This is a genomic window from Bradyrhizobium sp. URHD0069 (assembly GCF_000701345.1).
GTDB lineage: Bacteria > Pseudomonadota > Alphaproteobacteria > Rhizobiales > Xanthobacteraceae > Bradyrhizobium.
The window spans coordinates 138089-147598 of the sequence record NZ_JNIJ01000016.1; the positions used below are offsets into that span (position 1 = coordinate 138089).

The window sequence follows — 9510 nt, forward strand, 5'->3', positions numbered from 1 at the left end:
ATCCGGCTATGCTCTCATTCAAAATTCAGAGCCGGGCGTCGCTTGCCTCAACCGGCAGCACCTGCTTGAGATCGTAGAGGACGCCGCCCGGAACCAGCATCCCGCGCAGGCGGTCGACGCCAAGCTGAGTGATTTGATCGTGGCGCACAGCAAGGATAATGGATTCGAAGGCACCTTCCGGAATTGTCCCGATCGATTCAATGCCATATTCCCTGCGAACTTCCGCAGAATTGGCGAGCGGATCGTAAACGATAACCTCCCCGGCAAGCGAGCCAAGCTCCCTTACCAGATCGACCACTTTGCTGTTGCGGATGTCGGGGCAGTTTTCCTTGAAGGTCAGCCCCATCACAAGTATACGCGCCTGTCCGATTTCCAGCTTATGACGGAGCATCAATTTGATGACGTCGAGCGCGACCCACTGGGCCATGCCGTCGTTTATCCGGCGGCCCGCAAGAATCATTTCCGGATGGAACCCGATCGATTGCGCTTTGTGCGTGAGATAATAGGGGTCGACGCCAATGCAGTGCCCTCCGACCAGTCCGGGCACGTATCCATGGAAATTCCATTTTGTCCCCGCCGCTGCGAGAATCTCGCGGGTTTCAAGCCCCATCATCTTGAACAGCTGCGCAAGTTCGTTGATGAGGGCGATATTGACATCGCGCTGAATATTCTCGATGACCTTTGAAGCCTCCGCAACGCGGATTGAACTCGCCTTGTGGGTTCCCGCGGTGACGATGCGGGAATACACCTGATTGACGAGTTCGGCAACTTCGGGCGTCGAGCCCGACGTAACCTTGGTAATTTCGGACAAGCGATGGCCATGATCGCCGGGATTTATACGTTCGGGAGAATATCCCGCGAAAAAATCCGTATTGAAGACAAGCCCCGAAACAGCCGACAGGATCGGAACGCAACAGTCTTCCGTGACGCCGGGGTATACCGTCGATTCGTAAACAACGACATCGCCCTTGCTTAGCGCTTTGCCGACCGTCGCGGACGCCTTCTCGAGCATACTCAGGTCCGGCTGAAGCGCTTGATTGATCGGCGTTGGTACCGTCACGATAAAAAAGTTGCACTTCGTGAGCGCGCCCGGATCCGCCGAGAAACTGATATTTTTGGCATCCTCGAATTCCGTCTCGGTCACCTCGCGGGTGCGATCCTTACCCGCCTGCAGTTCCGATATCCGCTGCGCATCCACATCAAACCCGAGGACAGGAAAGTGCCGCGCCATATAGACCGCGAGCGGCAAACCGACGTAGCCAAGCCCAACGATTGCTATTTTGACGTCATTAACGCTCATCAAGGCCATAGAAATTTCCAACCAAATACCAACAAACTGCTGCGGGAGGCCCCGGATCGGCTTGTAGCGGATGCCGCCTACCCCTAAAAGTTCGAGGGCTTATTTGCAAGGGCGGACACCTTGAATTGGCGATCTGGAAGCCGATTGCGCAGACTGCAGACCAACGGCGCCGGCCTCTCGCGCGGCGCGAACTTCATGCGGTTTCGGCTTGTGTCCCATGGATTGACGCGTTACCGCTCCCATTCGTCGGACAGCCTTGCTCAGCGTCGATTTGCTTTTGAATGCCTTGGCAATTTCCTCGAGGACAACCCTGATGTCGGAACGGTATGATTTTGGAAAGAACTGGGCGTCATTTATTGATGCAAATTTTTCGGCCGAGCGACGCAAAATCTCTAAACAGCGGCTGTTGGATTTTCTCAGGAAACGGGATCTGCAGGACCTAAGTTTTCTGGATATCGGTAGCGGTAGTGGCTTGCACTCCATGGCTGCCTATGATGCGGGGGCGGCCCGCATCCACTCGTTTGATTACGATGAAGTGTCCGTCCGGACCACCGCACATCTGAGGGCCCTCGCCGGCTCACCTTCGAATTGGACAGTCGAACGAGGCGATGTCTTGGACATTGGCTATCTGCGAAACTTGGGGATGTGGGATATAGTTTATTCTTGGGGTGTCCTTCACCATACCGGGGCAATGTGGAGCGCCATCCACAATGCCGCAGGCAGGGTAGCGCCCAACGGATTGTTTTTTATTGCGCTTTACTCGTCAAATGTCGCTTCGCCATCGACTGAATTTTGGCTCGACATCAAGAAGCGGTACAACCTTGCGGACGCGAGTGGCAGGCGTCGAATGGAACTTTGGTATTTGTGGCGTTTTGGCCTCAATCGCAATCCTTTGCGGTTGCCCCTGTTGATCAAGCAAATCTATGACAAGAAAAAGCAGCGCGGCATGAGTTACATGACCGACGTGCGGGATTGGCTTGGCGGATGGCCGATGGAATATGCCGACGACCAGGAAGTAATCGATACTATGAAGGAGAAACACGGTCTCTCGCTCGTAAATATCTCGACGGGCGAAGCCTGTACAGAATTTCTGTTCGGGCGAACCGACGCTAAATCCGGCGCTGCTGTTTGATGCTCTTGCCGCCTGGCAAAAGTATTGATGGAGGCATTGCCGTTGAGTTCGGGCTGACTGCAAGAGACCATCGCACTGAGAGAAGAAAATGCTCCAATCTACCCGCACGGTAGTGCTGCTTGGCGTTTTGGTCCAAATCGCAGCCTTCGTGCGAACCGCGATAATCGCGGCAGCCCTTGGCACGTCACCGGATGTCGATGCCTACAATCTCGGTCTAATTGCCCCCAGCTTCATATCGACCGTGATCGGGTCCTGGCTCCAGATGAGCTTCATCGGGCGTTACACGTCGCTCGTTACAACCGGCGAAGCCAGTTTGGCAGCCGCTTATCGCAGTCGCATGCTGGTTCTGGTGCTTGGCCTCGCTCTGGCGTTTGCAAGCCTGTGCTTCTTGCTGCCGGAGCGCATTATGGCCCTCTTCATGCCGAATGGCCAAACCGCGATGATCGCATCGGCAGCGACTGCGCTGAGCCTTTCGGGACTGATATTGCTGCCCATCATTGTCGGCGACTTTATCGCACTTATCCTCAACAGCCACGGACGTTTTTTTGCAGCAGCGCTGGCGCCGCTCATCAATGCATTGGTTTCGGTGCTTGGTCTGTCGCTCTGGTCATCCCTGAACCTGTCGGCGCTCGTCTGGACGCTGCTGCTCGGGAGCCTTACGCAATGCATTGTGGTCACAGCGGCCTTGCTGAGGATGCGCCTGAATTTTCCCATCGAAACGAGAGTGGCGAAAGGAGAAGTCCGCACCACGCTCATGTTTGCCCTGCCTCTGCTGCCGGCAATGATGCTGAATAATTCCGCCGCCGCGATCATTCAGTTTCGCGCCGCGGAACTCGGCGAAGGCGCGGTTGCGATTTATGGCTATGCTTCACGCCTGCACGGTGCTTTGACGCAGGTCTTGGTAATTGGTCTGAGTACCGTCCTGCTGCCCCATTTCGCTGCACTTTGGGCTTGTGGGGAAAAAGCGGAAATCACCGTTCTGTTCAGGCGTCTCGCTCGCTGTACGATCTTACTTGTCGCCTATCTCGCTTTCGGCATCTATCTGATGGGCGAAACCACTATAAAAATTCTCCTGGAACGAGGCGCCTTCGGCGCGCAGCACACGCAACAAATGAGCTGGCTTTGGACATTGCTCACCTTATCGCTTTTCCCGCTCGCTTTTGGCACCTTCATCGCCAAGTTCTGCCAAGCCGTGCGAGGAGCAGGCAGCATCCTTGTTAGTGGTATGATTTCATTTACTGCGACCTGGTTCGTAGCCTGGTTCGGGGCATCGGAGGCAAGTCTAAGCATTATCGCCGGCGCAGTCGTAGCAAGCGCCCTGTTGGTTACCTGCTTCTGGTTTTTTTGGCTTGGTAGGCGAATACAAACCGCGCCAATCCTGAGCGATATCGGAAACGCGTCTTTTCGGATCGGGTTGATTTTGGTTCCGGCGATTGCCGTCGAGCGATGGACCAATCCTGATTCGCATGGCCTGTCCGACACCCTCGGCTTGCTGGTTCGTGGCTCACTGTATACCGCAATCGTTTTGGCGCTCTTGATCGCGACGCGGTCCCATCTGTGGTTCCTTGCCAAACGTCCTGGCGAGGCGGCGTAAAGCGCACCGCCGCAACCCTTTCCGCGGACGATGCGGGCAGCCTGGTTCCTCGGGTGCCCCCTAGGTTTTGATGATCAATCCCTGGCCCGTTGACAGGTCAATCACCGGTTCTGGCTTGTCCGCCATGAAGTCCAGCGCGGCCTTCCGAGCACCCGGACACGTGTCGTAGCCGTGATCATCCAGCAGCATCACCCCTCCCCTTGACACGCGCGGGTAGAAGAATGCGATGCTGTCAAAAGTCGGCTGTTCCAAATCGACATCAATATGGACGAACGCATATCTTCGATCCGCAACTTTGGTGAACGCTTTCGGTATCCAACCCGGGAAAGTCTCAAAGCAATGAAATTCCTTGAGGTTAGCGCGAACCTTTTCTTCTGAAGCCGAAAGGCCACCCTCGGTCCAATATGCCCCGTCATTTTCCTTTGGAACACTCAACCCCTGGAAAGAGTCGAACAGATGAACCCTGCGCCCATGCTCGCTGGCGAACCGGCAAAGCTGATACGCGCTCGCACCTTCAAAAACGCCGCACTCAGCCAGATCGCCCGCTATCGGTGGTAACATCCGCAGCATCTGAGCCAGGTTCCAGCGGCGCTCGAAGTTCTTCCAGTTGCCGGAACCGAGAAATTTTTCAAAGTAGCCGCGAAAGTCCTTGTCTGCCAACAAATAGCGGCCACGATCATTGATGGGGAAATCAGGCTGTAGCTTCCTGCCGATAGAATAGAACAACTCATATCGTTGAGCGTCGCTGAAATTTCTCTCTAATGAAAGACACAGCACGCTATCTGCAATCATCTCAATCGCTTTAACGTCGCCAAATTCTTTTGTTGTCGAACGGACGGCACCAAATTTCCTTGCAAGACCGCGCAGGATAGAAGATTTCGTAATTCTTTTCAGCATCTTTGCACCATAGCGGATGCCTCAACCAGCACGCAACCGGACAGTCGGGACCTCCGGAGGGGTTCCTTTATTGTGGTGGCATGATAGACCGAGCCAATGTTGAGGCGGGCCAAGCCCACGGGAGCAGTGCTCCGCCTCAACCGGCCGTTTTACGAACTTCGAGGCTCTGACACCGCCTTTGCTGTACACGTCCTAGCACTTGATCACCTGTCGGACACGATGGAATTCCAGAAACGGTCTCCGTCTATGCTGTATGAGAACGCAACCCCCTTTGGTCCAGCCCACGCCGAGCATGCTGATATCGTAACGTATGGTCACGGCAGATTTTCGCGTTGGAATGGTTCAGCATTCATCTTTTTGAGCAGAGACGGCACAAATCCAAAATCTAATGGACGAACGTATTGGGCCGTTATCCCGCCGCCTGCAGAGTAACCTATGGCGAAGTCATTACAATTGACGGCGGCTACGCTTGGTTCCTTTTTTGTCATAGCATTCCAACTCCAGCTGCTACCTTTTTTCTCGCCGCTCTTTGTTGATGATCGGCTTTTCTGGCCGACTATTTATTATGGCACTTGGTCTCTCGTGATCGGCCTCACGCTGGTAATCTTGGCTACACAAAGGCCAGTTCTCCACCGAAGCCTTCCGGTTCTGGTCGTCTGCGCGTTCGCTGCTGGTCTAACACTTAGCCACCCGATCGACAGTATTTCCAAGAATTTCCTTGTTGCGACGATCTTCGTGGCTTGCGCCGCAGTGCTGGCAATCGCGTCAGCGCCACTCGCGCTATTGAGGTTCTCGGCATCCGCGACGGTCCTGACCGCGGTGATTTGCCTGCTTGATATTCTATTTGTTCATGGGTTCACGAATACTGCTGGGCGGGCGGCTGGCCTGAGCATCAACGCGAATGTCGCCGCTGCGGGGCTGTTTCTAGGTGCCGCGGGTTCCTTCTGGACGGTGCCGCATCGATTGCGCAGCCCCTTTCTCCTGATTGTGGGAACAGCGATTTTTGTGACCCTTTCGCGCTCCACGTTGATTGCGGCCGTCATGATCTGCTTTGGCATTGCGGCCGATTTGCTGTGGACCCGCATCAGATCGCCTAGACCGCACTCTCGCATCAGATGGCTTAGGTCGGGTGCACTAGCCCTAGCTCTAGCAGGTTGGATCGTCGTGGCGCTGTTCTCGAATGACCGGTTCTCCGTCGCCGCGAGGAGCGCCTTTCTGCAAATTGGCACTGCCCCGACGGAATTTGCCGAAGCGCGCGAGGCGATCGCCGGTGCTCTTTCAGCGAAGACGCCCAGATCGGAGGACATCATCAAGGAAATTGCGCGCAGGGCGGAAAACGAAGGAGATATTAATTCAATTTCAGCGCGCGGGCTGCTTATGGAGCGCGCCTACCTGTCGTATCAAACCGGCCCCTTTTTCGGTCAGGGACTCGCAGCGGCACACGCACTGCAACCGCACAACACATTTCTGCTTTTTGCCATTGCATTCGGCGATCTCGGGTGGATCGCGCCACTCGCGTTCCTCGGCCTGACCGTTTATTCGGTCCGAAGCATACAGCAATTGCCGCTTTTCCTCGCGACCTTGGCTGTAATGGCGACCTCGCACGATATCCTCTTCACGCCAGGTCTGCTCGCTCCGGTCATTTTTGGTATCGCCGGACTGAATGCGCGGCGGTATCATGTTGACGCGCCCGACGCCATCTCTGCAATGAGATATGCAGCCGTGGCCGCTCCAATAGGATTTGTTATAGGCGCCACTTCCGCTATAGGCATCGGACCTTCGAGCATTGCCGCCGCACCGCAGCTGCTTCTCCTCTTCGTGTTTTGCGCGATCACACTGTGGTCCGTCGGCGTTTGGCGCTGGCACAAAAAGCTGGTGCTCCAGCGCAAAGAGGCTTCGCCGCGAGGCCCTGCATGGGATTGAGCTATAACGACGTCAGATGCCCTTATGGAATAGAGGCGCGGCGGCCAAGGCGGCAAGGTCGCGACTCTTGGCTGCCTTTTTCTGACGCTTCACCCAAAAGGCATTCTCAACCTCAGACAAGAATTCGCGAATGATCTCCGCGCAATGGCCTAGCTTGATCGATATTGATGGGCCGATTTGCCGACGAGATGTTTCGTGAGGCTTTAAAGTTCGAAAGCGTCTCCAGTGTCGGTTCTGCAAAGCGACTATGTTGAGAAATGGTCGGGCGACGCGTCGGTTCATCTTAATTGGAAAGGCCGGCTCGTCGAAAAGATTGGAAAGACATTCCATTCTTGGCCGTACCGGGATCGCAAGGACGCGTCGGCTCGAAATGTCAGGGCTTACAAGCGCTTTTGGTAAACAGCGTCCTACGTCGGGCAATCAACTAACGCATGACGTCCCTCACTGCGTCTCAACAAGTGCGTTCGAGAATCCCTAGGAACGGAACAGAGACGAGCGGTGCTTGAGCGTTACGAACGGCGATGCTAGGTTCCCCGCCTCCGATGGAGTGGACAACATGAGTCTGACGGAACGCGAAACGCATTTTGAGTTTGGGGAAAACTGGAAGAACTATTCGAAAACCATCGACCAAAAAAGAATCGATTCCGCCGTAGTGGGCGTCAAGAAGCTGTTCCCCCACGGCTTGGCAGGAAAGACTTTTTTGGACATCGGCTGCGGGTCCGGCCTGCACACCCTGGCTGCACTTTTGCTCGGTGCGGCATCCGTGACGGCGGTCGATATCGACGAAAATTCGGTTAGCACGACACAGGCACTGCTCACCAAGCATGCGCCCAACCCGAATTGGACCGCGAAAATCGCGTCGATTTTCGACGCGTCCCCCGATATGCTCGGCAAGTTTGACGTGGTCTATTCCTGGGGGGTCCTGCATCATACCGGCGACATGTGGGGGGCAATCGAACGGGCCGCGGATCTGGTTAAGCCGGGCGGACAATTTGCTATAGCGATCTATTCCACCACGTCGTGCGACTCGATGTGGAAAGCTGAAAAGAAATTCTATTCCCGAGCGCCGCGCCCAGTCCAATGGAGCATCAGGCAAGTCTACATGGCTGCCTTTTTGGCCGCGAAGACCCTATTGGGAGGAAATCCGATCTCCTACGTTCGGCACTATTCCGAAGTACGCGGCATGAACTTTTCCCATGATGCTCACGATTGGCTTGGCGGATACCCCTACGAAACCGGAACTCCTGAGGAGTTGCTGGAGCGCGTGAGCGCGCTCGGCTTCAAAGAGGTGCGATCATTCCGTTTACCGGCGACGACCGGACTATTTGGGGCCGGGTGCAACGAGTTCGTCTTCGCGAAGCTCCTGTGATGGCAGGCATCGGCAACTCTCGATGACTGCGTCGCCTTTTCGGAACGCGTTCACCTCAAACTCGCCGGTAATCGTCTTCGATGCGGATAATATCGTCCTCGCCGAGATAGCTTCCGGTCTGGACTTCGATCAATTCCAGCAAAATCTTGCCCGGAATTTCCAGGCGGTGGGTGGCGCCGATCGGGATGTAGATTGATTCGTTTCGTGCACGATCTTGATCAGTTCGTTGACGGTCACGCGCGCGGTACCCCGCACCACAATCCAGTGCTCGGAGCGATGGTGATGCTTCTGCAGTGAAAGCCGGCCGCCGGCCTTCACCTTGCTTTGCTTTCCTTAATCAGGCGGTGGTCTCAACCGGTCGATGCAACACTTTATCTTGAAGGCGAGATGGAGTGTGCTTTGATGGGTCATAGATTTCATCGAGGGTTTACGGCGGCAGAGAGAAAACGGAGTTATGGGATCGCTGGAAGCGCGGAGAGTCGCTGAAGGGGATCGGGCGAGCTTTTGGTAAGCAGTCATCGTCGATCTATTTTTTGGTGGCTCCACATGGTGGGATTCGTCCTGCCCAGCGTCGTCGCTCCAGGCTGGCATTGACGCTCGCGGAACGCGAGGTGATTTCCAGAGGCGTTACGGCACATCAATCGGCACGATCGATCGCCAAGTTGCTTGGTCGCTCGCCCTCGACGGTGAGCCGGGAAATGAGCCGCAATGGCGGCTATGATCGCTACCGAGCGGCGCTTGCGGATGAGAATGCCTGGGCGCGAGCTCGTCGTCCAAAATGTTGTAAATTGGCGAACAGTCCGCGGCTACGGCGAGCGGTGGCGGGGAAGCTCAGATTGGATTGGTCGCCCGAGCAGATAGCCGGTTGGCTGAAGAGAACGCATCCTGAAGACGAGTGTAATCAGGTGTCACACGAGACGATCTACCGCAGTCTATTTGTTCAAGCCCGCGGGGTGCTCAAGAAAGAGCTGCTTGGTCATCTTCGATCGAAACGCTCGATGCGTCGCTCCAAGCCGGTTGATCCGAATGGCGATAGACGGGGGCATATCAAGGATATTGTCTCAATCCGTCAGCGACCGGCGGCGGTTGAAGATCGGGCGGTGCCTGGCCATTGGGAAGGCGATCTCCTGTCCGGACCGAACAACAGCTACATCGCGACCTTGGTCGAGCGCCATACGCGTTACGTGATGTTGGCCAAGGTGGCAGGTAAGGACACCCAGACGGTCGTCTCCGCGCTCATCAAGCAGGCGAAGAAGCTACCAGAGGAGCTGTATAAGTCCCTGACCTGGGACCGG

The 9510-nt window shown here is 55.7% G+C and carries 7 protein-coding genes and 1 pseudogene; 5 read left to right on the plus strand and 3 right to left on the minus strand.

What is annotated here, in order from left to right; genetic code table 11:
• Positions 1-25: 25 nt before the first annotated feature.
• A complete protein-coding gene (locus N554_RS0111080; protein WP_371259475.1) occupies positions 26-1309 on the minus strand; it encodes a nucleotide sugar dehydrogenase in 1284 nt (427 codons plus the stop codon).
• A 304-nt stretch (positions 1310-1613) separates the two neighbouring features.
• On the opposite strand from N554_RS0111080, the gene N554_RS0111090 reads away from it, so the two are divergent.
• The gene (locus N554_RS0111090) at positions 1614-2432 is read left to right on the plus strand and encodes a class I SAM-dependent methyltransferase (protein ID WP_036052904.1); all 819 of its coding nucleotides are present in this window, start codon (positions 1614-1616) and stop codon (positions 2430-2432) included.
• Positions 2433-2520: 88 nt separating this feature from the next.
• Positions 2521-4026, plus strand: a complete 1506-nt coding sequence (locus tag N554_RS0111095; protein ID WP_081851223.1) for a lipid II flippase MurJ — start codon at positions 2521-2523, stop codon at positions 4024-4026.
• A 60-nt stretch (positions 4027-4086) separates the two neighbouring features.
• Here N554_RS0111095 and N554_RS0111100 read toward each other — a convergent pair whose 3' ends face one another.
• Positions 4087-4923 (minus strand): TylF/MycF/NovP-related O-methyltransferase, encoded by an 837-nt coding sequence (locus N554_RS0111100; RefSeq protein ID WP_081851224.1) that lies wholly within the window; start codon positions 4921-4923, stop codon positions 4087-4089.
• A gap of 435 nt (positions 4924-5358) precedes the next feature.
• Between N554_RS0111100 and N554_RS0111105 the strand changes: the two genes are divergently transcribed.
• Positions 5359-6846, plus strand: coding sequence for an O-antigen ligase family protein (locus N554_RS0111105; RefSeq protein ID WP_029583537.1), 1488 nt, complete (start codon positions 5359-5361; stop codon positions 6844-6846).
• 556 nt (positions 6847-7402) lie between these two features.
• Positions 7403-8215, plus strand: coding sequence for a class I SAM-dependent methyltransferase (locus N554_RS0111115; protein ID WP_029583539.1), 813 nt, complete (start codon positions 7403-7405; stop codon positions 8213-8215).
• 55 nt (positions 8216-8270) lie between these two features.
• Here N554_RS0111115 and N554_RS38175 read toward each other — a convergent pair.
• A pseudogene (locus N554_RS38175) lies at positions 8271-8533 on the minus strand (hypothetical protein).
• Positions 8534-8628: 95 nt separating this feature from the next.
• Between N554_RS38175 and N554_RS38180 the strand changes: the two are divergent.
• Positions 8629-9510: IS30 family transposase (locus N554_RS38180; protein WP_036052916.1), on the plus strand; the 882-nt coding region annotated here is incomplete at its 3' end.

Excerpts from the sequence above, each read along its gene's own strand:
- N554_RS0111080 (WP_371259475.1), bottom strand. The coding sequence starts at position 1,309 with ATGGCCTTGATGAGCGTTAATGACGTCAAAATAGCAATCGTTGGGCTT.
- N554_RS0111090 (WP_036052904.1), top strand. The coding sequence starts at position 1,614 with ATGTCGGAACGGTATGATTTTGGAAAGAACTGGGCGTCATTTATTGAT.
- N554_RS0111095 (WP_081851223.1), top strand. The coding sequence starts at position 2,521 with ATGCTCCAATCTACCCGCACGGTAGTGCTGCTTGGCGTTTTGGTCCAA.
- N554_RS0111100 (WP_081851224.1), bottom strand. The coding sequence starts at position 4,923 with ATGCTGAAAAGAATTACGAAATCTTCTATCCTGCGCGGTCTTGCAAGG.
- N554_RS0111105 (WP_029583537.1), top strand. The coding sequence starts at position 5,359 with ATGGCGAAGTCATTACAATTGACGGCGGCTACGCTTGGTTCCTTTTTT.
- N554_RS0111115 (WP_029583539.1), top strand. The coding sequence starts at position 7,403 with ATGAGTCTGACGGAACGCGAAACGCATTTTGAGTTTGGGGAAAACTGG.